Below are 19,937 nucleotides of genomic sequence, written 5' to 3'. Positions count from 1 at the left end.
TGGCGCGTGGGGCGAGCTGGAAGCCGGCAGCTTTGGCTAGCTGTTGCCGGCGATCCGCGCGATGACGTCGGCGCGGTATTGACGGCTGAGGGGGACGCGCGCGCCGCTGTGCAACAGCAGTTCGCCGTCCCCTTTTTCGTGGTTGACGATGCTGGCGATCCAGTCCAGCTGCACGGCGGCGCGGCGGTGGCAGCGGATGAAACGCGGGCCGAGTTTGTCCAGCAGGCCGGCCAGGGTTTGTCGCATCAGCGGTTGGCCGTCGGCGGTGTGCAGGATGATGTAATTGTCGGCGGTTTCGATCCACTGGATGGCGTCGACTTTGATGATGCGGGTGCCGGTGCGCTCGGGGACCAGTAATTGGGTGACGGCGGGCAGGGCGGGGGCGGGCGTTTGCAGTGGCGCTGCGGCGGTTGGTGGAGCCGTTGCAGTGCGCGTTGCTGCCAGGCGTTCGCGCGCGCGCTGCAGGGCGCGTTGCAGGCGTGGCTGGTCGTAGGGCTTGAGCAGGTAGTCGATGGCGTTGGCGTCGAAAGCGCGCACGGCGTATTCGTCGTAGGCGGTGACGAACACCACCAGTGGCGCCGGCGTTGGCAGCGAGGCGGCGACATCGAGGCCGGTGATTTCGGGCATCTGGATGTCGAGCAGTAGCAGGTCGGGCGCGAAGGCGGGCAGCATTTCCAGCGCTTCGACGCCGTCGCGGGCTTCGTCGATGGCGCTGATGTCCGGTTCCGACGCCAGCATGCGACGCAGTTTGTCGCGCGCGGGACGTTCGTCGTCGACGATCAGCACGCGCATGGCAGCCTCACTTCGGCCCGCACGCCGGCGGGCGACAGCTGGATCAGGTCAAACGCCGCACGGTCGCCATACAGCGCGGCCAGACGTTCGCGCAGATTGCGCACGCCGATGCCGCCCACGCCAATGCTGGCGCTGCGGTCCGCGTCCGCGCCGCCGGCCGCCGCCGCCGCGCTACCTGCTGCTGGCGTGGCGGCGGGCAGCAGGCCGGCGTCGTCCTCGACGCGCAGCACCAGCGTGTCTTGCTGGCGCTGGACGGATAGTGTGATGGCGGTTGGCTGGCGGCGCTTTTCCACGGTGTGCTTGAACACATTTTCCAGCAAGGGCTGCATGCTCATCACCGGCACTGCGCACGCCAGTAGTGCGTCATCAATCTCCCACGAGATGGTGACGCGGTCGGAAAACCGTTCCGCCATCAGCGCCGCGTAACCGCGCAGCAGCCGCAGTTCCATTTCCAGCGGAACCAGATGACGCTCGCCGACATCCAGCGTGGCGCGCAGCACGTCCGACAATTGCACCAGCATGGCGTCGGCGCGCGCCACCTCGCTGTACATCAGCGACGATATCGTATTCAAGGCATTGAACAGGAAGTGCGGCTGCATCTGCTGGCTCAGTCGCAGCAGCTGCGCCTCACGCAATGACGCATTGGCGCGTTCCACCCGCAGCTTCTCATCCAGCATGGCGTGGAACGACAGCACGCCGAACGTGATGGTGGCGAAGATGAAGAAAAACACCGTCATCTTGATGTCTTCGTACAAAAATACTTCGGCCCAGCCGCCGTGGGTATAGGCGTCGCCGGCCAGCGCGTACACCGCGTAGCGGCTGCCGAAGGCGACCGGCACAAACGCCAGCCAGTACACCGGCAGCCACACCAGCTGGCGCGCAAACCAGCGCAGCGGCGCATGCACCAGATAGTCGTAGCGGCGTGTGAAGTGGCGCTGCGCCAGCAGCAGCAGGGTGCAGGTCAGCGCCGACGAGGTCTCCCACAGCACCGGCTTCCACATGCCATGGTCATGGTCGCGCAGGTATTCCTGCACGGCGGTGCTGATCATCAGCAGCCAGAATAAGACCCAGGCGATGGCGAGGACGGTGCGGGTTCTCTGCATGGCGTTAGCGGTAGCGTGCTTCCATCAGGTCGATTTCGCGTACCAGCTTGCGCGAGGTTTCGTCGGAAATGTGATCGTGGCGGGCCAGGTCGAACACGGTGTTGCGCTCGGCCGCCAGGGCCGCCAGCCGCAGTTCGCGTTCGGCGGAATCGGTCTTGCGCCACGCTTGTTGGCTTTCGGGATCGACTTCTTTTAGCTTGTGCTCATAGAAGGCGATCACGCGCGCGGCCGCCTGCGGATACACATCGGGATCGATGCAGGCGTCGGATTCCATCAGCTCTATCTGCGCTTTCTCGATGGCGGAGATGGCGGCATTGGCGGCGGTGCGGCGCGCCAGGTCTTCTTCCTGCTGTTCTTCCGGCTCGGCCGGGAAGGTCATGCCGGCCAGCAGCCGTGGCAGGGCGATGCTGGCCACCAGCAGCGACAGCAGGATCACCGAGCAGGCCATGAAGATGGTCAGCGCGCGCGCCGGGAACGGCGAGCCGTCCGGCAGCACCAGCGGCAGCGTCAGCACGCCGGCCAGCGTGATGGTGCCGCGTGCGCCGGCCAGCGTGGTGGCCAGCAGCAGGCGCGGATTGATTTTCTGGCGCGGCTGGTGGCGGAATTTCTGTTTGAAGATGGTCAGCCGCAGCGAGGCCCACACCCACGCAAAGCGCAGCACCAGCAGGCCGGCGGTAATGGCCAGCGCGTACACCAGCAACCACCAGCGATTCAAATGGCCGCTTTCTTCCAGCGAGGTACCGGCCAGGTGGAAAATCTCCGGCAGTTGTTCGCCCAGCAGCACGAACATCACGCCGTTCAGCGAGAACTGCACCGTGTCCCACACGGCCGAGCGCTGGATGCGGGTGCTGGCCATGGCGTGGCCGCTCAACTCGACGTAGCTCATGGTGATGCCGGCCGCCACTGCGGCCAGGATGCCGGAGGCGTGCAGGCGTTCGGCCACCAGGTAGGCGCCGAACGGCATCAGCAGGTTGACCAAAATCGGCGAGCCTGGCGGTTCGCCGAAGTGGCGCGTCAGCCAGCGTTGCAGCCAGGTGATCAGCCAGGTCACGCCGACGCCGGCCGCGATGCCGCCGGCCACCAGCCAGAAGAAGGTGATGGCGGCGGTTTGCAGCGAGAAGGCGCCGGTCATGGCGGCGGCCACCGCAAAGCGGAAGCACACCAGGCCGGAGGCGTCGTTCAGCAGCGATTCGCCTTCCAGGATGTGCATCAGCCGTTTTGGAATTGGCGAGGTGGCGGCGATCGAACTCACGGCCACCGGATCGGTCGGCGAGACGATGGCGGCCAGCGCAAACGCTACCGGCAGCGGCATGGCGGGAATCATCCAGTGGATCAGGAAGCCGGCGCCGATCACGGTAAACACCACCAGCCCGAAGGCCAGCTCGATGATGGTGCCTTTGTCGCGCAGCAGGCCGCTCTTGGGTATGCGCCAGCCGTCCAGGAACAGCAGCGGCGGCAAGAAGACCAGGAAGAACAGGTCCGGTTCGAGGTCGACCCCATGTTCGGACTTGGCGGCGATCAGCGCGCCCAGGCCGATCTGCACCAGCGGCAGCGGGATGGTGCCCGGCAGCACCCGGCGAATATAGGCGCTGGCGACCACCGCCAGCATCATGACCAAGACGACTTCAATTGAATCCATTCCTACCTTGACTCCGTGTACAGTTAAACAGGCTAAGCTTACACTATCGGGTGTTCGCTAAAAAGTTGGGGCATGGCACTGGCGGAAGAGAAATCTTTCTGTCATAATGCATGCCTTCTGCGGGAGTAGCTCAGTTGGTAGAGCGCAACCTTGCCAAGGTTGAGGTCGAGAGTTCGAGACTCTTCTCCCGCTCCAGAATTCAGTAGCACATCAGTAGCAAACACTAAGGAAGCCCACGGGCTTCCTTTTTTGTTGTTTATCGTTCTCCAATACAACATATTCGGCGTTGCTAACGTTATACTGGGTTAGGACCACCGAAGGAGACGAATCCATGAAATCTGTTCAACAGGAAGTTGATGAGCGTAGTAACTTAACCAACTCCAACAAGTTCGAACTCCTCTTGTTCCGTCTCGGCGGCGACGCCAATGGCGAACATTCTGAGCTGTTCGGTATTAACGTCTTCAAAATCCGCGAAATCGTTGCGATGCCCGAAGTGACTGCTGTGGCCGGATCCCCGCCACACATGCTGGGCGTCGTGAACCTGCGCGGACAAATCATCACGGTGCTGGATTTGCCTGGCATTGTCGGTGTGACCCCAAAAACTGGTCTGAATATTATGTTGGTCACTGAATTCGCGCGCACCACGCAAGCGTTCGCGGTCGAATCAGTGGATGAAATCGTGCGCCTGGACTGGAGCCAGGTGCTGACGGCCGAAGGCACGGCCGGCGGCAAGGTCACCAGTATCGCCCGCGTCGACGGCGACACGCAAAACACCCGCCTGGCGCAGGTGCTGGACGTGGAAACCATCTTGCGCGAACTGGTGCCGCCGGAACGCGAAGACATCGATCCGGAAACCATCGGCCCGAAAGTGCTGCTCAAGCCGGGCGCCGTGGTGCTGGCCGCCGACGATTCGGTGGTGGCGCGCAACCTGATCGAAAAAGGTCTGGAAGCGATGGGCGTGCATTTCATCATGACCAAATCCGGCAAGGAAGCCTGGGACCGTCTGCAAACCATCGCGGAAGGCGCCAAGGCCGAAGGGCTGCAGATTACGGATCGCGTGGCGATGGTGCTGACCGATCTGGAAATGCCGGAGATGGATGGCTTTACCTTGACCCGCCTGATCAAGCAGGACCCGCGCTTCGGCAAGATTCCTGTGGTGATCCATTCTTCGTTGTCCGGTAAAACCAATGAAGACCACGTCAAAGGCGTGGGCGCCGATGCGTATGTCGCCAAGTTCTCGGCCGAGGACCTGGCCGGCACGATTCGTTCGGTGTTGGGCAAGGCTGCGGCGTAAGTCGCAAAACACGGTAGTATGAAGGGCCGCGATGGTGACGTCGCGGCCCTTTATTTTTTTCGAAAGGATATACCGTGGCAGCCAAGAAAATTCTGTTCCTGACCGGCGACTTTGCGGAAGATTACGAGACCATGGTGCCGTTCCAGGCGCTCCAGGCCGTCGGCCATGTGGTACACGCCGTGTGCCCGGACAAGCGGGCCGGCGACACCATCAAGACCGCCATTCATGATTTTGAAGGCGACCAGACCTACACCGAAAAACCCGGCCACCTGTTCAAGCTGAACGCCAGCTTTGCCGACGCCGAGGTGGGTAACTACGATGCGCTGATGATCGCCGGCGGCCGCGCGCCGGAATATCTGCGACTCAATGCGCGCGTGATCGAGCTGGTGCAGCAGTTCGCGGCGGCCGGCAAGCCGATTGCGGCGGTGTGCCACGGCGCGCAACTGCTGGCGGCGGCCGAGGTCATCCGCGGCAAGACGATCTCCGCTTACCCGGCCTGCGCGCCGGAGGTCAAGCTGGCCGGCGCCACCTATGCCGACATTCCAGTCGACCAGGCGGTCACCGACGGCATCTTCGTCACCGCGCCGGCGTGGCCTGCGCATCCGGCGTGGATCGGCCAGTTCCTGCAGAAACTGGGCACGGAAATTAAACTGTAGCCAGATTCTTCGCGTGGAAGCGCAGGTGGTCTTCCACGAAGGTCTGGATGAAGTAGTAGCCGTGATCGTAATCCGCGTGGCGGCGCAGGGTCAGCGGCTGCGCCGCCGTCTGGCAGGCGGCCTCGAACGCTTCCGGATACAGCTGCTCGGCCAGGAATTTGTCGCCCAGCCCCTGGTCGATCAGGATGCCGGCCGGGAAGGGCGTCTTCAGCCCTGCCATCAGCAGGGTGGCGTCGTACTGTGCCCATGCCGTAGTATCCTGCCCGAGGTAGCCGCTGAACGCCTTCTGGCCCCACGGGCATTGCGACGGTGCGGCGATCGGCGCAAACGCCGACACCGAGCGGAACACGTCCGGGCGTTTCAGCGCCATGGTCAGCGCGCCATGGCCGCCCATCGAGTGGCCGAAGATGCCGAGGCGTTGGGCATCGACCGGCAGCGTTTTTTCAACCAGTTCGCGCAGCTCATGAATGTAGCTGTACATGCGATAGTGCCTGGCCCACTTGGCCTCGGTGGCGTCGAGATAGAAGCCGGCGCCGACGCCGAAATCCCAGCTGTCGCTTTCGCCGTCGACATTGGCGCCGCGCGGGCTGGTGTCGGGCGTGATCAGCATTAGGCCCAGTTCGGCCGCCACGCGCTGCGCGCCGGCCTTGATCATGAAGGTCTCTTCGGTGCAGGTCAGGCCGGCGAGGTAGAACAGCGCCGGCACCGGGCTGTGCTGGGCCTGTGCCGGGATGAATACCGAGAAGCGCATCGGCAAGCCGATCTCCTGCGATTGATGGCGATAAAAACGCTGTATGCCGCCGAAGCAGGCATGTTCGTTGACAATCTCTAGCATATTTGTTTCCTAATGTTCCCCAGCGCACAGTAAAAGCGGCCGATCCAGCGCAGAATTGTACAAGTATTGTTAAAAAGGAGAAGTACATGCCGGATATTCAGGTCATTTTGGCCGATCTGGGCTGGCCACTGGCAATTGCCCTGGCTTGGCTCTCGGGGGAATTCGTGCATCGCTGGACGCGCCTGCCGCGCATCAGTGTTTACGGTTTGGTGGGATTTTTACTGGCGCAGGCATTCCCGGAAGCGCTCAGCAGCGGCGCATCGAGCAATGTGACCATTCTGGCCAATATGGCCTTCGGTCTGATCCTGTTTGAATTTGGTTATCGCATCAATCTGCACTGGCTGCGGATTAATCCGTGGATCGCCGTCAGCGGGCTGGTGGAGTCGGCCGCGACCTTCGGCGTGGTGTACCTGATCGCGCATCTGACCGGCATGCCGCCGCTGACTTCTCTGCTGCTGGCCTCGTTGGCCATGTCGACTTCGCCAGCCGGCGTGCTGCGCGTGATTAACGAAGAAAACAGCTCCGGCCAGGTGACCGAACGGGTGCTGCACCTGGTCGCCATCAATAGCGTCATCGCCGTGTTCGTGTTCAAGGTGGTGGTCGGCTTCTGGGTGTTCCAGACCTCCGGCAGCCTGACGCAGGCGGTGTCGCACAGCGGGATTGAACTGCTGGTGTCGGCCGCGATGGGCGCGGTAATGGGCTTCATTGTGCCGGCCTTGCTGCGCCGGCTAGGCGCGCTGGCGCAGGACGGCACCATCGCGTTTGCGCTGGGCGTGATCCTGCTGGTGGCGGCCTCGCGCGCGTTTGACGTGTCGCCGGTGCTGGCCACGCTGACCTTCGGTCTGGCGGCGCGGCACAAGCGGGTGGCGTTCAGCCGCACCGAGCGCAACTTCGGCGGCATCGGCGAATTGCTGACCGTGCTGCTGTTCGTGTTTGCCGTGTCGACGCTGGAGTGGGAGCGCGTGGTCGACGGCGCCGGCCTGGCGGCGGTGTTGCTGCTGGCGCGCTTCCTGGTCAAGACGGCCAGCGTGGCGGCGTTTGCGCACGTCAGCGGCATCTGGTGGCGCAAGGGCGTGCTGACCGGCATCGCGCTGTCGCCGATGTCGGTGTTTGTCACGCTGCTGCTGGAGCAAACCAAGTACATGGGGATCGTACTGGTCGATGAGCTGGCCGCGCTGACGGCCATGACGCTGCTGCTGGAAGTGGTCGGTCCGATGATCACCCAGCGCGCGCTGATCTGGGCCAATGAATCGCCATCGCAGGAGGAAAAATAATGGCATTGGAAGAATTTAAATCGTCGAAGCCGCTGACCATGGGCGTCGAGCTGGAATTGCAACTGATCAGCCTGTCGGACTTCGACCTGACCGCGTCCAGCCCGGACTTGCTGCACCTGTTGAGCCGCAAGCCTTTCCCCGGCAACGTGACGCCGGAAATTACCGAAAGCATGATCGAGATTAACAGCGACGTGCATACCAACCATACTGAACTGGTAGCGCAGTTGCAGGTGATCCGCGACACGCTGGTGCAGGCCGGCGAGCAGCTCAATATCGGCATCTGCGGCGGCGGCACGCACCCGTTCCAGAAATGGTCGGACCGCCGCATCTTCTCCAAGCCGCGCTTCAAGGAAGTGTCGGAGCTGTATGGCTATCTGGCCAAGCAGTTCACCATTTTCGGTCAGCACGTGCACATTGGCTGCGCCTCGGGCGACGATGCGCTGTTCCTGCTGCATTCGCTGAGCCGCTACGTGCCGCACTTTATCGCGCTGTCGTCGTCGTCGCCGTATGTGCAGGGCAATGACACGCTGTTCAACTCGGCGCGGCTGAACTCGGTGTTTGCGTTTCCGATGAGCGGCCGGGCGCCGTTCACGCAAAGCTGGCACACCTTTGAGCACGAGTATTTCGCCAAGATGGAACACACCGGCGTGATCAAGAGCATGAAGGACTTCTACTGGGATATTCGTCCCAAGCCGGAGTTCGGCACCATCGAACTGCGCGTGTGCGACACGCCGCTCACCGTGGAGCGGGCGGCGGCGCTGGCCGTCTACCTGCAATCGCTGTGCGCCTATCTGCTGGAGCGGCGCGAGGCGGCGCCGGAAGAGGACGACTATCTGGTGTACAACTACAACCGCTTCCAGGCCTGCCGCTTTGGCCTGGACGGCACGGTGGTCCATCCGAAAACCTATGAGAGCCTGTCGCTGCGCGAAGACATCCTGACCACGCTGCGCAAGATGGAACCGTACGGCGCGCAACTGGGCGCCACGGCCGGCTTACAGCATCTGATGCAGGTCACGCATGAGGGCAGCGATGCGCATTATCTGCGCCAGCAGTTTGACGCCAGCGGCAGTGTGGAAGGCGTGGTCGACGCGGCTATTCACCGCTTCCGCGGACGTTGATTACTTGAAGGTGATTGCCTTGTTGAGACGGGCGATCACCTCATCCGGCACGCTCTTGCCGCACATGATGTAGCGCTCCATGCCACGCGGCATATCCTTGAATTGCAGTAGCCGCAGATTGGGCGCCTGCTGGCCGGCGTGGTGCTCGATGATGTAATGGCCTTCGTCGTCGGAGACGAACATCAGGTCCACCATGCCTTTGCTGACCGATTGCACCATCTTCAGCGTGGGCGCGGTCGAGATGGCCGTCACCGGCTGCCAGTGCTGCATGAAGGCATCCAGCTCGCCATACGAATAGTTATCCTTAACGAGCACGCGGGCGTCGTGCTGGCGTGCCAGTTCGGCAAGCGAGCCGATGTTGCGCGCGGCGAAAGCGGCGTTGGTCAGTACCACCCAGCTGCGGTCACGATAGATAGGCTTGGTGAATTTGCCGTATTGCCGCCGTTCCGGCGTATTGAACCAGCCGATGGCGCAGCTGGGGCTGGCGTGGTCTTTCACCATCATCAACTGGCGGTTGGTCGGTACCTTATGCCATTGCACCGGGATGCCGGCGTGTTTGAACGCGGCGGTGGCGGGCGCGCCGGTCAGGCCGCCAGGCGTGCCATCCGGCTGCGTAATCATGTACGGCGGCCGCTCGCTGTACGCCACGTGGATCACTTCCTCGGCCGAGGTGGTCGGCGAGGCAAGCAGCATACAAGCGGCAATCACGGCACGTCTCATGACTATTGTTTTGATTTTATGGTGCCGCCAGTCTACACCAATGTCTTGATCCGTATATACATAGGGGCTTGTACCTCAAGCCGATGCCTGCTTTTGGCTGAAATCGCCTGAGCGATGCCTGCATTTGTAACAGGCCGCAGGCCACTCTTCATAGGAGAATGACAGCGGGCAGACCAAAAAAAGCAGGCAATCTTCAGACCATTTCAGACAAAAGCAGGCATCTGCCGGGGACCACACAGGGTGTGCATACGCCGGCAGCGGTCAGAAGCGTGTCTCGCGGGCCACACGCAGGAAGTTGTCGAGGATGCCGGTGCAGTCCAGCAGTTCGACGCCGCCGGCGCGGTGGAATTCCGGGTGCCATTGCAGACCCATCACGAACGGCGCCTTGCGGTAGCGGATCGCTTCGACCATATTGTCCGGCACCGACAGCGCCTCCACCGACATATCCCGCCCCAGCGTTTTGACCGCCTGGTGGTGGATCGAATTGACCAGTCCACGCGCCTGTCCCTTGAACATGCGCGCCAGCGACGAGCCGGCTGGGAAGCTGATTTCATGGCGGTTGCGGTCGTAGTCGTCGTTGACGTGGGCCAGCGATTCCGGCACATCCGACGCGATATCCTGGTACAGCGTGCCGCCGAAGGCGACGTTGATCAGCTGGCAGCCCCGGCAAATGCCCAGCACCGGCTTGCCGGCCTCGACAAATTCATGCAGCAATTCCAGCTCGTACATATCGCGCGCCCGGTCGCCACCCCATTCGGGCCGGGTCGGTACCTCGGAATAACTCTGCGGCGACACGTCGGCGCCGCCTTGCAGCACCAGTCCGTCCAGATGCTTGGCGTAATCGCGCAGGCGGATGTTGGACGGGTGCAGCAGGCCATCGGTATTCACGGTGGGGATCATAAACACCAGCACATCGCGCGACATCACCCACTGCGCGATCGACTCTTCGAGATACTGTAGATTCTTGCTGCGCAGACCGGTCGCACCCGGTTCCGGGTGGAAGATGCGCGCCGAGACGCCGATGTGCAATGGTCGCTGGATAATGTGCCGGGTGGCGGCCGCCGCGACGCGCCGGTAGCGCGCCATGATGACGCGGCCCCACAGGCTGAAGACGGTATCGCCGGGATCGAGATAACGCGGCGTGCCGCTATCGTGCTGGGTCTTGCGGTCCTGTTTGCGACGCTCGCCCTGGTCGGCGGCGCGGCGTTGTGGCGTGACTGGGGGATCTTGCTCGTCTGGTCCGTCGCTCATGCTCATTCCTGTTGGTCTCGGATGGCATCAGTGTGCCACAGGTCGAAGTCAACAGTCGTACGCTATCGCTGGCGAAGGTGAGCGCGCGTACACTGCGCGCCCGCCCATGCCCGCTTACTTCGATTTGTTGCCGGATTTGCTGGCTTTGTTGCCGCTGGCGGCCGACTGGCTGTTGCCTTTGCTGCTGCCGCCATTGCCGGTGGACGACGAGCCGGTAGTGGCCGACTTGCTGCCTTTGGCTTCCTGCACGCTGCTGTTGCCGCCGTTTTTACCGCCTTGGGTCGGTTTGCTCATGATGTTTCTCCGTGTGAAAGGCGCACCTCCAGTAGGGCGCTGAGGAACATCTTAGCGGCGTATGCTAGAGCAGGCTGTAGGCCGGACGCTCGTGTTCGCGTAGGCGCAGCCTGTGTAACCTGTTGGCTCATCCATATGTGACCCAGGCTCTTCAGAAGCAAGGAATCTCCTACGCGAACACAGGCGAGCTGCTCTACCCGTGCTGCGGCACACGTCTTACGATGAGCACTCACTGGCGCATCAGTGCCGGGAAAACACCTAAAGGGAGACCAGATCATGGCCAGTTCTAATCAAGGCAATCAAGGTAATCAAGGTAATCAAGGCAATCAAGGCAACCAAGGTAAGCAGGGCAGTGACAAAGGCAGCAGCGAGCAAAGCGACACCAGCAACCGCGGCTTCGGTTCGATGGATCCTGAACGGCAGCGCGAGATCGCGGCGGAAGGCGGCCGTGCCGCCCATGCTTCCGGCAATGCGCACGAATTCACCACCGAAGAAGCCCGCAAGGCCGGCAGCATGAGCCATAAGAATGATGGCAATCAGCAAAGCGGCAATGCGGGCAGCAGCGGTTCCCCCGCAGCGAAGACGATGACCGGGATGACGACTCGCGCGGCACCACCGGTTCCAGCGGAGCGCGCAGTGGTGGCAGCCAGCAAAGCGGTGGCGCTGGTTCGCGCAGCAGCGGCGCGGGCACCGGCAATACCGGCAGTGGGGGTAGTGCCAGCAGCGGCAGCGGCACTGGCGGCAGCGGCAGCGGCGGAACGCGTGGCGGCACGCCGGAGCAGCATGCGGAAGCCGGCCGTCAAAGCCACAAGAAAGATCGCTGATTATCACAGTCCACCCGGCGGCCGCGCGCCGCCGTGTTGACATCGTTAGCGCCCGCACATACTCGCGGGCGCTATTGCGTTTACGCTCAAGCATCACGCAAGGAGACCACATGTTCGATATGAGCTTGCCGTGGTGGGAATTTGTCCTGCGCGGCGTCATCGTGTATTGCGTGTTGCTGGTGCTGGTACGGATGTCCGGCAAGCGCACGGTAGGGCAGTTCACGCCGTTTGACCTGCTGGTGGTGATGCTGCTTAGCGAAGCAGTGTCCAACTCGCTGTCCGGCGGCGACGACTCGATCGGCGGGGGGCTGCTGATCGCCTGCACGCTGATTGCGCTGAATATCTCGCTGGCCTACATCTCCTCCCGCAGCCGCAAGCTGGCCAGCATCATCGACGGCGAAAGCGTGCTGCTTGGCCGCGATGGCCGCGTTTACCATGACGTGCTGAAAAAATGCCGGATCGCCGAAAGCGACGTCGAACAGGCATTGCGCGAAGCGGACGTCGAACTGGCCGACGCCCGCTGCATTTTCCTCGAAGCGGACGGCAGCATCACGGTGCTGGAGAAAAAACGCCGCGCATGACGGCGATACTAGGCGACAGGATTTGCCAGCATTCCGACCAGCGCATCGGCAAACGCCGTCACCAGCGGATCGGCTTTGCGGCGCGTGGCCAGGCCGACGCTGGTGAGCAGCCGGCCTTGCGACAGCGTCACGAAGCGCACGCCGGCCGGCGCCGTCAGCCGCATGCATTCGGGCACGATGGCGATGCCCAATCCCGCCTCGATCAGATTCAGCTGCGACGACTTGCGCGACAGCGCCCGCGCCGGCTTGGGGAAGAAGCCTTGCTCCAGGCAGAGATTGGCCACCAGATAGCTCAAGCCGCCGCGATCCTTGTGTGGGATGGAGATAAACGCTTCATCGCTGAGCGCGGCCAGTTCCACGTTGTCCAGCGCCGCCAGCGGCGAGTGCTGCGCCACCGCCACCATCAGCCGCTCGCTGCCGATCTCGCGCACCTGGATGTGCGGATGGCGGCGCAAGGTGGGCAGCCGCAGCAGGCCGAGGTCGGCGCGGCCCTCTTCAATTTCCAGCGTCTGGTTTTCCGACGGCAGCATCGACACTTCCAGCGTCACGCCTGGATGCGCGTCCAGCGTGCGCGCCAGCGCGTTGCTGATGCGCGGCGTCAGGATCACCGAGCTGGAATGCTGCAGCCGGATCACGCCTTGCGCGCCTTGTCCCACATGCCGCGCCTGCACCAGCGTGTCGTCGATGTCTTCCAGGATGCGCTTGCCGCGTTCGAAGAACAGCTGCCCGGCCGGCGTCAGTTCGAACTGGCGGGCGTCGCGCATCAGCAGCGGCGTTTGCAGCTCGTCTTCCAGTTCCTTGATTTGCCGGCTCAGCGCCGACTGGGCGATGTACAGCTTTTCCGCCGCGCGCGAGTAGCTGCCCGCTTCGACGATCTCTATAAAATATTTAAACTGTTTGAGCGAAATCACCGTTATGCCGTTTCGAGATAGATGGTCGCCGTTTTTGATATTGGATCAAACCCGGGCTGGCCGTTAAAGTGAAGCGTCTCTTCTTCGCATCTCTATTAATGAACGGAACCTGCCATGTTGGAATTATTGGGCATTGTCGGCGTGGTGCTGAGTATTGCAGTAAAACTGATCTGCGTCCAGATCGGGTGCACCAGCGGAGTCGACGACAAGGAGGATTAGGCTGCATAATCGGGGCATGACTAAACATATCCTGACGATTGTCGCCATGCTGATAGCCTCTCTTGTGATGGCCGCGCTGGCGGCTTGGGGCGCGTGCGCGCTGTGGTTCCAGCTGCCAGCCGGCGATTTGCCGCGCAAGCTAGCGTTGGTGGTGTGGACGGTGATCAGCGTCGCCGCGCTGGTGTGCCTGTGGCGACGCAGCTGGCCGGCACCGTCCGCGTGGCTGGTGCTGCTGATCGGGCTAATGGCGTGGTGGAGCACCATCCAGCCGTCGCACGACCGCCTGTGGGCTGATGACGTCGCGCGCATGGTGACGGGCAGGGTGGACGGCAGCATCGTCACGCTGGACCAGGTGCGCAATTTCGACTGGCGCAGCGACACCGATTACACAGTGCGCTGGGAGCCGCGCCAGTACGATCTGAACCAGCTGCGTTCGGTCGATGTGGCGCTGTCTTACTGGATGGGACCGGCCATTGCCCACACGCTGGTGTCGTTTGGCTTTGCCGACGGACGCTACCTGACGTTTTCGATTGAGATCCGCAAGGAGCGCGGCGAGAGTTTCGATGCGCTGGCCGGCTTCTTCAAGCGCTACGAAACGGTGCTGATCGCTGCCGACGAACGCGACATCCTGCGCGTGCGCACCAACGTCCGCGACGAGGACATGTGGCTGTATCGTTTGAAGATGCCGCCGGAGACGATGCGCTCCCTGTTCCTGGCTTATCTCGATGAGGGCGAACAACTGAAACGGACGCCGCGTTTCTACAACACGCTGATCGGCAACTGCACCACCATCATCTACGAGATGGCGCGCCGCATCCAGCCCGGCCTGCCGCTGGACTGGCGTCTGCTGGCCTCCGGCTACCTCGATCGCTACCTGTACGATCTCGGCGCGTTGCAAGGGCAGGGCGATTTCGACACGCTGCGGCAAAATGCCCACATCACCGCCCGGGCGCGGGCTGCGGGCCAGGCCGACGATTTCTCCGAGCGCATCCGTCACTGACAAGCGGCCCGATCTGGCGTATAAGGGAGGAAGTCCTGGCGCAGGGGAGAATCGATGCGGCACTTGATCGCAGCATGGCTGGCTATGTGGGGCATGACGGCGTGGGCGGCCCCGCTGGAGCTGGTGATCGCCACCAACGAATATCCTCCGTATATCAGCGCCGATCCCCGGCAAAGCTTCATTAGCGAATTGTTCGAGCGGATCGGCAAGGATATCGGTGTGAAGTTCACCTTCCGCTTCATGCCGTGGAAGCGCTGCCTGGTGCTGCTGGACGCGCGCGACGTGTGGGCGGCGGTGCCGTTTGTCGCCACGCCCGAGCGGCTGGAGCGCTATCTGCTGTCCGACACGCTGTATGCGCGCAGGGCCAAGTTCTTCTATTACGACCAGCCTGGCCGCAGCTGGCTGGCCGGTTACAAGGATCTGGCCGAGCTGCGGCAATTCAAGATCGGCGGCGTGGCGGGCTATTGGTACGAAGATTTGTTCAAGGCTGGCGGCATTGCGCTGGACCTGGCCAATAATGACCCGACCAACTTCCGCAAGTTGCAGGTGGGCCGCTTCGATCTGGCCATCGCCGACGAAAATGTCGGCAACTATATTATCCGCACCGAATTCGCGCAGCAGGCGGCAGGCTTTCACAGCCTGGACACGCCGTATTACCGCTCCGAGAATGTCATGCTGGTGAACCGCAGCCCGGCCAACGCCGAGTTGCTGGTCAAGTTCAACCGCGCGCTGGACAACCTGCGCAAGAGCGGCGCTTATGACGATATCGTCAGTCGCCGCAAGCTGGTTCTGCTACCAGTCGGCTCTTGAGGATCTTGCCGGAGGCCGCCGCCGGCAGTGCGTCCATGGCGATGATCTGCGACGGCCGCTTGTACGGCGCCAGCTGGTCGCGCAGGTACAGGTGCAGAGCTTCCATCGTCACCGGCTGGCGCGGGTCGAGCTCCACGAACGCCATCACCTGCTCGTCGCCATCGGCCGCCGGCCGGCCCACCACCGCCGATTGCGTCACGGACGGATGGGCATTCAGCACCGTCTCCACTTCCAGCGGATAGACGTTGAAGCCGGAACGGATGATCAGCTCCTTGGTGCGGCCGACGAGGTGCAGCGCGCCGTCGTCGTCCTGGCGCACCATGTCGCCGGTATTGAGCCAGCCGTCCGCATCCAGTACGGCCGCCGTCAGCGCCGGCTCGCGGTAGTAGCCGCGCATGACGCTGGGGCCGCGTACCCACAGTTCGCCGACGCCGTCCTCGCCAGCGACTACCCGCACCTCGATGCCGGGAATGGCGTGGCCGACCGAGGTATCGCTGCGCGGCCGGTCCAGGCGGGTCTGGCTGACCGTGGGCGAGGTCTCGGTCAGGCCGTAGCCGTTGTGCAGCGGCAGGCCGAGTAGCTGCTCGACCTGCGCCTTCAGCGACGGCGGCAACGGCGAGCCGCCGGCGTAGGCGAAGCGCAGTTGCGTGTCCAGGTGCTGTTGCGCGCCGCCCAATTTCTCCAGCAGGCGCGCATACATGGCCGGCACACCCTGCACGATGGTCAGGCGATCGTCGCGCAATGCGGTCAGCAGGCCGTCCGGCGTAAAGCGCGGGCACAGATACAGGCATGCGCCGGCGTACAAGGTGCCCAGCATGACCGAGGTCAGGCCGTAGACGTGGGTGATCGGCAGCACGCCATAGGCACGGTCGGCCGGCGTCAGGCCGCGCAGCGTGCTCGACACGGCGGCGATGAACAGCAGGTTGCGGTGCGTGAGCATCACCCCTTTCGGCTGGCCGGTGGTGCCGGTGGTGTACAGCAGCGCCGCCACTTGCTGCTCCGATGCCGCATGCACCGGCTCGGGCACGCAGTCCACGTTCAGCGGGCCGACCAGCCACTGGCCCAGTGACGCCTCTAACGTTTCCGCTGCCACTGCCCCGTTACGCGCACCATGCGCCGCGGTTTCCGGCGAGGCCGACGTGGCCAGATAAATCGCCCGTCGCGCGCCGCTATGTTCCAGCACGCCGTCCACTTCGCGCGCCGTCAGGCGGCCGTTAATGTGTACTATCCATGCATCGACATCGGCGGCGGCAAAACTCAGCGCCACTTGCGCCACGCAGTTTTCACCGACCACGGCCAGACGGTCGCCCGGCCGCAGCTGCCATGTGCGCAGCTGCGCGGCGGCGTGGTCGATGGCGGCAGCCAGTTCGGCATAGGTCCAATGGCGCTGGCCGTCGTGCAGCGCGTGGGCGTGCGGCGTCTGTGCGGCCCAGCGGCGCGGAATAGCGGAGATACGGGAAGGCAGGTCGGCGAGGAGTGGTGCGATCTTCAGGGTATTCATTACCGCGCATTGTGGCCGAAACGGCCGGTGGCGATCAAGCCTTGATATCAATCAGCGTGCCCAGATTCTGGTCGGCGGCCTGTACCACCTTAGCCGACAGGTCGAATTGCGCCTTGTAGACCAGCGAATTGGTGGTCTCCACCGCCAGGTTGGTGGCGCTGGGGGCGTCCACCTGCTGCAACTCCTGGCCGCGCATGGAAATCGAAACGCCGGTGCCGGCGGGGGTATTTTCGGCAAAGGTGGCCTGCGCCGGCTGGAAACCCTGGGTGCCGATATTGGCGATCGCGTGCGCGCTGTTGCCCAACGCGCGCTGTGCGACGTTGAGACCGGTAATTCCTGAGCTAAGTGCGGCGATGGCCATGGCATTTCCCTTCGGCAATATCTGGTAGTTTACACCGTTGCCCGAAAGAATGCACGAACTGATTAAAAAATAGGCGAATCCGTGTTGCAATTATTCTTGTCAGCTTGACAGTGCCGCGCAGCTAGCGCACGATGAAAGTAGATTCATTTTTGGAAGCCGCCATGCGTATCCTGTTGCTGCTGTGTCTATGCTTGAATGGGCTGGCCTTTGCCGCCGGGCCGGCGGTCGTTCATTACCCGCGCGTGGACGGCGATGGCGAGCAGGGCGACTATGGCATCGCCTTGCTGCAACTGGCGCTGGCCAAGGCCGGCGGACACTACCGCGCCGAGCCGTCAGCGTCGCGCATGCAACAAAACCGCGCGCTGGTCGAGCTGCAATCCGGGGCCGGCCGTATCGACGTGGTCGGCACCATGACCTCGGCCGAGCGCGAGGCGCGGCTGCTGCCGGTGCGCATTCCGCTGACGCGCGGCCTGATCGGCTGGCGCATCGCCTTGCTGCGCGCCGACCACAAGGATCTGCTGCAGTCCGTAAAAGGGCTGGACGACCTGCGCTATTACATCAGCGGGCAAGGGCAGGACTGGCCGGATTTGCAGATCCTGCGCCACAGCGGCGTGACGGTGCAGCCGGCGGCGGTGTACAGCACGATGTTCGGCATGCTCAACGCCGGCCGCATCGATTGGGCGCCGCGCTCGGTCAACGAAATCTGGGCCGAGGCCGCGCGCCATCCCGAGCTGGCCGTCGATCCCTATGTGGTGGTGCGGTACCCGACCACCGATTACTTCTTCGTGAACCGCAACAATCCGGCGCTGGCCGAGGAATTGCGCGCGGGACTGGAAGCGGCGCTGGCCGACGGCAGTTTCGAGAAGCTGTTCTACGCCTATTACGGCGCGCAGATCCGCCGCGCGCGGCTCGACAAGCGCGTGCTGATCCACCTCCCCAATCCCTTGCTGACGCCAGAGACGCCGCTGCAACGCAAGGAATTGTGGTTCACGCTGGACGACCTGAAACGGCTGCCCTAGCCATTTCACTTATGCTATCCTTGCGCCCGATATTGTTCATAAGAAACACATTTCGGGGAAAAGGTGAATGGCTTTGTTTGATTTTCTGGAGAAGGAGCGCACCGTCGCCGGTGCTGGTTTCAATCGTTGGCTGGTGCCGCCTGCGGCGCTGGCGATCCACCTGTGTATCGGCATGGCCTATGGCTTTTCCGTATTCTGGCTGCCTCTATCGAAGGCGCTGGGGATCAAGGAATCGATTGCGTGCGCGGCCGATATCGGCCTGCTGGAGCGCATCCTGTCGTCCAGCTGCGACTGGCAGATTTCCATGCTGGGCTGGATGTACACCATGTTCTTCGTCTTCCTCGGCTTGTCCGCCTGGCTGTTCGGCGGCTGGCTGGAACACGCCGGTCCGCGCAAGGCCGGCGTGGTGTCGGCGCTGTGCTGGTGCGGCGGCCTGGTGATTTCGGCGCTGGGCGTGTACCAGCACCAGATCTGGCTGATGTGGCTGGGCTCCGGCGTGATCGGCGGTATCGGCCTTGGCCTGGGCTACATCTCGCCCGTCTCGACCTTGATCAAATGGTTCCCGGACCGGCGCGGCATGGCGACCGGCATGGCCATCATGGGCTTTGGCGGCGGCGCCGTCATCGGCGCGCCGCTGGCCGACAAGCTGATGAAATACTTCGCCACCGCCACCTCGGTGGGCGTGTGGCAGACCTTCCTGGTGATGGCCGCGATTTACTTCGTCTTCATGATGGCCGGCGCGCTGGCCTACCGCGTGCCGGCAACCGGATGGAAACCGGCTGGCTGGACGCCGCCTGCCACCAACGGCAATGCGATGATCACCACCCGCCACGTCCACGCCAGCAAGGTGTGGGGCATCCCGCAATTCTGGCTGGTGTGGTGGGTCTTGTGCCTGAACGTGACGGCCGGTATCGGCATCCTCGGCATGGCCTCGCCGCTGCTGCAGGAAATCTTCGGCGGCCAGCTGCTGAATTTACCGCTGTCGTTCAATGAGCTGGATACGGCGCAGAAGGCACAGATCGCCGCGATTGCCGCCGGCTTCACCGGCTTGCTGTCGCTGTTTAATATCGGCGGCCGCTTCTTCTGGGCGTCGTGCTCCGATTATCTGGGCCGCAAAGCCACCTATGGCATCTTCTTCGTCCTGGGCCTGGCGCTGTATGCGTCGATTCCATCGCTGGCGCATGGCGGTTTGCTGGCGCTGTTCGTGATCTTCTTCTGCGTGATCCTGTCGATGTACGGCGGCGGCTTCGCCACCGTGCCGGCCTACCTGGCAGACTTGTTCGGCACTCAGATGGTCGGCGCCATCCACGGCCGCCTGCTGACCGCATGGTCGGCGGCCGGCGTGTTTGGGCCGCTGCTGATCGGCTTCGTGCGCGAGTACCAGATCGCCCATGGCGTGCCTAAGGCGCAGGCTTACGACATCACCATGTACGTGCTGGCCGGCTTGCTGGTGGTGGGCCTGATCTGCAATCTGCTGGTGCGTCCGGTGGCCGACAAGCACTTCATGACCGATGCCGAACTGGCGGCAGAGAAGAAGCTGGCGCACGAACGCGACGCGGCGGCATCGAACGGCGCGGCGGTGACGTCGAACGGCGTTACCAGCCCGCTGGCCGTGGCCTTCGGCTGGCTGGCGGTCGGCATTCCTCTGGCGATTGGCATAGCGCTTACGGTGCAAAAAGCATCGGTGCTGTTTAAATAACACGGTAGAATAAATCTCCAGCTTACGGGGCCGGTG

20 protein-coding genes and 1 tRNA gene are annotated in these 19,937 nt (G+C 63.1%); 11 read left to right on the top strand and 10 right to left on the bottom strand.

Going from position 1 to position 19,937, the window contains the following annotated elements:
• Positions 1-36 precede the first annotated feature (36 nt).
• From HH213_RS28820 to HH213_RS28810, 3 genes are read right to left on the bottom strand one after another with little or no spacing between them, the layout of a single operon-like run.
• Positions 37-792 carry a LytR/AlgR family response regulator transcription factor gene (locus HH213_RS28820; protein ID WP_169114616.1) on the bottom strand — a complete coding sequence of 252 codons (756 nt, stop codon included), beginning with the start codon at positions 790-792 and terminating at the stop codon, positions 37-39.
• The gene (locus HH213_RS28815) at positions 780-1,895 is read right to left on the bottom strand and encodes a sensor histidine kinase (RefSeq protein WP_169114614.1); all 1,116 of its coding nucleotides are present in this window, start codon (positions 1,893-1,895) and stop codon (positions 780-782) included. Before HH213_RS28815 ends, HH213_RS28820 begins: the two co-directional genes overlap by 13 nt.
• A gap of 4 nt (positions 1,896-1,899) precedes the next feature.
• Entirely contained in the window at positions 1,900-3,534 is a 1,635-nt protein-coding gene (locus tag HH213_RS28810; RefSeq protein WP_110849425.1) for a Na+/H+ antiporter, read from the bottom strand.
• Between the two features lie 119 nt (positions 3,535-3,653).
• Here HH213_RS28810 and HH213_RS28805 point away from each other — a divergent pair.
• The 3 genes from HH213_RS28805 (at position 3,654) to HH213_RS28795 (ending at position 5,484) form a co-directional block, all read left to right on the top strand.
• A tRNA-Gly gene (locus HH213_RS28805) sits at positions 3,654-3,729 on the top strand.
• A 136-nt stretch (positions 3,730-3,865) separates the two neighbouring features.
• Complete coding sequence (locus HH213_RS28800) at positions 3,866-4,828, top strand: chemotaxis protein (RefSeq protein ID WP_110849426.1); 963 nt, start codon at positions 3,866-3,868, stop codon at positions 4,826-4,828.
• 74 nt (positions 4,829-4,902) lie between these two features.
• Positions 4,903-5,484: a DJ-1/PfpI family protein gene (locus HH213_RS28795; protein ID WP_169114612.1), complete on the top strand. Its 582-nt coding sequence runs from the start codon at positions 4,903-4,905 to the stop codon at positions 5,482-5,484.
• Here the strand turns inward: HH213_RS28795 and fghA are convergent.
• Entirely contained in the window at positions 5,474-6,319 is an 846-nt protein-coding gene (gene fghA, locus HH213_RS28790) for an S-formylglutathione hydrolase (RefSeq protein WP_169114610.1), read from the bottom strand. The genes HH213_RS28795 and fghA overlap by 11 nt on opposite strands.
• 86 nt (positions 6,320-6,405) lie before the next feature.
• Between fghA and HH213_RS28785 the strand changes: the two genes are divergently transcribed.
• Both HH213_RS28785 and HH213_RS28780 read left to right on the top strand, forming a co-directional pair.
• Positions 6,406-7,593, top strand: coding sequence for a cation:proton antiporter (locus HH213_RS28785; RefSeq protein WP_169114608.1), 1,188 nt, complete (start codon positions 6,406-6,408; stop codon positions 7,591-7,593).
• Positions 7,593-8,711, top strand: coding sequence for a YbdK family carboxylate-amine ligase (locus HH213_RS28780; protein WP_169114606.1), 1,119 nt, complete (start codon positions 7,593-7,595; stop codon positions 8,709-8,711). Before HH213_RS28785 ends, HH213_RS28780 begins: the two co-directional genes overlap by 1 nt.
• Here HH213_RS28780 and HH213_RS28775 read toward each other — a convergent pair whose 3' ends face one another.
• From HH213_RS28775 to HH213_RS28765, 3 genes are all read right to left on the bottom strand, one after another.
• Entirely contained in the window at positions 8,712-9,419 is a 708-nt protein-coding gene (locus HH213_RS28775) for a substrate-binding periplasmic protein (RefSeq protein ID WP_229263216.1), read from the bottom strand.
• A 273-nt stretch (positions 9,420-9,692) separates the two neighbouring features.
• Entirely contained in the window at positions 9,693-10,682 is a 990-nt protein-coding gene (locus HH213_RS28770) for a gamma-glutamyl-gamma-aminobutyrate hydrolase family protein (RefSeq protein WP_110849432.1), read from the bottom strand.
• A 114-nt stretch (positions 10,683-10,796) separates the two neighbouring features.
• Positions 10,797-10,976, bottom strand: a complete 180-nt coding sequence (locus tag HH213_RS28765) for a hypothetical protein (protein WP_110849433.1) — start codon at positions 10,974-10,976, stop codon at positions 10,797-10,799.
• 276 nt (positions 10,977-11,252) lie between these two features.
• Here HH213_RS28765 and HH213_RS30745 point away from each other — a divergent pair, with 276 nt between their 5' ends.
• Complete coding sequence (locus tag HH213_RS30745; RefSeq protein WP_169114602.1) at positions 11,253-11,840, top strand: KGG domain-containing protein; 588 nt, start codon at positions 11,253-11,255, stop codon at positions 11,838-11,840.
• A gap of 70 nt (positions 11,841-11,910) precedes the next feature.
• Positions 11,911-12,381 (top strand): DUF421 domain-containing protein, encoded by a 471-nt coding sequence (locus HH213_RS28755; protein WP_169114600.1) that lies wholly within the window; start codon positions 11,911-11,913, stop codon positions 12,379-12,381.
• A gap of 8 nt (positions 12,382-12,389) precedes the next feature.
• Here the strand turns inward: HH213_RS28755 and HH213_RS28750 are convergent, their stop codons facing one another.
• On the bottom strand, positions 12,390-13,292 hold the full coding sequence (locus HH213_RS28750) for a LysR family transcriptional regulator (RefSeq protein WP_169114598.1): 903 nt from the start codon (positions 13,290-13,292) through the stop codon (positions 12,390-12,392).
• 235 nt (positions 13,293-13,527) lie between these two features.
• Here HH213_RS28750 and HH213_RS28745 point away from each other — a divergent pair, with 235 nt between their 5' ends.
• Both HH213_RS28745 and HH213_RS28740 read left to right on the top strand, forming a co-directional pair.
• The gene (locus HH213_RS28745; RefSeq protein WP_169114596.1) at positions 13,528-14,511 is read left to right on the top strand and encodes an Lnb N-terminal periplasmic domain-containing protein; all 984 of its coding nucleotides are present in this window, start codon (positions 13,528-13,530) and stop codon (positions 14,509-14,511) included.
• 54 nt (positions 14,512-14,565) lie between these two features.
• Positions 14,566-15,321, top strand: coding sequence for a substrate-binding periplasmic protein (locus tag HH213_RS28740; protein WP_169114594.1), 756 nt, complete (start codon positions 14,566-14,568; stop codon positions 15,319-15,321).
• On the opposite strand, the gene HH213_RS28735 is transcribed toward HH213_RS28740, so the two are convergent.
• Both HH213_RS28735 and HH213_RS28730 read right to left on the bottom strand, forming a co-directional pair.
• The gene (locus HH213_RS28735; protein ID WP_169114592.1) at positions 15,281-16,822 is read right to left on the bottom strand and encodes a class I adenylate-forming enzyme family protein; all 1,542 of its coding nucleotides are present in this window, start codon (positions 16,820-16,822) and stop codon (positions 15,281-15,283) included. The genes HH213_RS28740 and HH213_RS28735 overlap by 41 nt on opposite strands.
• A 34-nt stretch (positions 16,823-16,856) precedes the next feature.
• Entirely contained in the window at positions 16,857-17,183 is a 327-nt protein-coding gene (locus HH213_RS28730; RefSeq protein WP_110849444.1) for a flagellar basal body rod C-terminal domain-containing protein, read from the bottom strand.
• 161 nt (positions 17,184-17,344) lie between these two features.
• On the opposite strand from HH213_RS28730, the gene HH213_RS28725 reads away from it, so the two are divergent.
• Both HH213_RS28725 and HH213_RS28720 read left to right on the top strand, forming a co-directional pair.
• Positions 17,345-18,202 (top strand): substrate-binding periplasmic protein, encoded by an 858-nt coding sequence (locus HH213_RS28725; RefSeq protein WP_169114590.1) that lies wholly within the window; start codon positions 17,345-17,347, stop codon positions 18,200-18,202.
• A 67-nt stretch (positions 18,203-18,269) separates the two neighbouring features.
• Positions 18,270-19,901 carry an OFA family MFS transporter gene (locus tag HH213_RS28720; protein ID WP_169114588.1) on the top strand — a complete coding sequence of 544 codons (1,632 nt, stop codon included), beginning with the start codon at positions 18,270-18,272 and terminating at the stop codon, positions 19,899-19,901.
• The last annotated feature ends 36 nt before the right edge of the window (positions 19,902-19,937 follow it).

It is taken from the genome of Duganella dendranthematis (genome assembly GCF_012849375.1).
GTDB lineage: Bacteria > Pseudomonadota > Gammaproteobacteria > Burkholderiales > Burkholderiaceae_D > Rugamonas > Rugamonas dendranthematis.
This window is presented reverse-complemented; position numbering and strand designations above follow the sequence as displayed.